The organism is Pseudoalteromonas sp. P1-13-1a, from assembly GCF_001401875.1.
Classification (GTDB): domain Bacteria; phylum Pseudomonadota; class Gammaproteobacteria; order Enterobacterales; family Alteromonadaceae; genus Pseudoalteromonas.
The window spans coordinates 1-1,418 of sequence record NZ_LKDV01000073.1 but is presented as its reverse complement, the minus strand read 5'-3'; the positions used below and the strand labels follow the sequence as shown (position 1 = coordinate 1,418).

Genomic DNA, 1,418 nt, shown 5'->3' with positions numbered 1-1,418 from the left:
TGAAGTTGCTGATGCCATACTTCCAGGAAAAGCCTCTAAGCTTCAGATTATACCGAATCGTACCCCAAACCGACACAGGTGGTCAGGTAGAGAATACTAAGGCGCTTGAGAGAACTCGGGTGAAGGAACTAGGCAAAATCGTACCGTAACTTCGGGAGAAGGTACGCTCCTATCTGTGATGAGACTTGCTCTCTAAGCGGACGGGAGCCGCAGTGACCAGGTGGCTGGGACTGTTTATTAAAAACACAGCACTGTGCAAAATCGCAAGATGACGTATACGGTGTGACACCTGCCCGGTGCCGGAAGGTTAATTGATGGGGTTAGTTTTCGGACGAAGCTCTTGATCGAAGCCCCGGTAAACGGCGGCCGTAACTATAACGGTCCTAAGGTAGCGAAATTCCTTGTCGGGTAAGTTCCGACCTGCACGAATGGTGTAACCATGGCCACGCTGTCTCCACCCGAGACTCAGTGAAATTGAAATCGCAGTGAAGATGCTGTGTACCCGCGGCTAGACGGAAAGACCCCGTGAACCTTTACTACAGCTTGGCACTGAACATTGAACCTACATGTGTAGGATAGGTGGGAGACTTAGAAGATGAGACGCTAGTTTTGTTGGAGTCGTCCTTGAAATACCACCCTTGTAGTTTTGATGTTCTAACGTTGGCCCCTGAATCGGGGTTACGGACAGTGCCTGGTGGGTAGTTTGACTGGGGCGGTCTCCTCCCAAAGAGTAACGGAGGAGCACGAAGGTTGGCTAAGTACGGTCGGACATCGTACGGTTAGTGTAATGGTAGAAGCCAGCTTAACTGCGAGACAGACGCGTCGAGCAGGTACGAAAGTAGGTCATAGTGATCCGGTGGTTCTGAATGGAAGGGCCATCGCTCAACGGATAAAAGGTACTCCGGGGATAACAGGCTGATACCGCCCAAGAGTTCATATCGACGGCGGTGTTTGGCACCTCGATGTCGGCTCATCACATCCTGGGGCTGAAGTCGGTCCCAAGGGTATGGCTGTTCGCCATTTAAAGTGGTACGCGAGCTGGGTTTAGAACGTCGTGAGACAGTTCGGTCCCTATCTGCCGTGGGCGTTTGAGAATTGAGAGGGGTTGCTCCTAGTACGAGAGGACCGGAGTGAACGAACCGCTGGTGTTCGGGTTGTCATGCCAATGGCATTGCCCGGTAGCTACGTTCGGAACTGATAAGCGCTGAAAGCATCTAAGCGCGAAGCAGGCCTCGAGATGAGTTCTCACTAGACTTTTAAAGTCTCTGAAGGGCCGTTGAAGACTACAACGTTGATAGGCAAGATGTGGAAGTGGTGTGAGCCATTAAGCTAACTTGTACTAATTACCCGTGAGGCTTAACCATACAACGCCAAACGCGTTTTATGTGACAGAAACAAGCGACAGAAGTTAATAGCTA

1 rRNA gene is annotated in these 1,418 nt (G+C 51.0%); it reads left to right on the top strand.

The features are described 5' to 3' along the window. Positions 1 to 1,364 (top strand): 23S ribosomal RNA (locus AN391_RS19810); the annotation flags it as partial. Positions 1,365 to 1,418 lie beyond the last annotated feature (54 nt).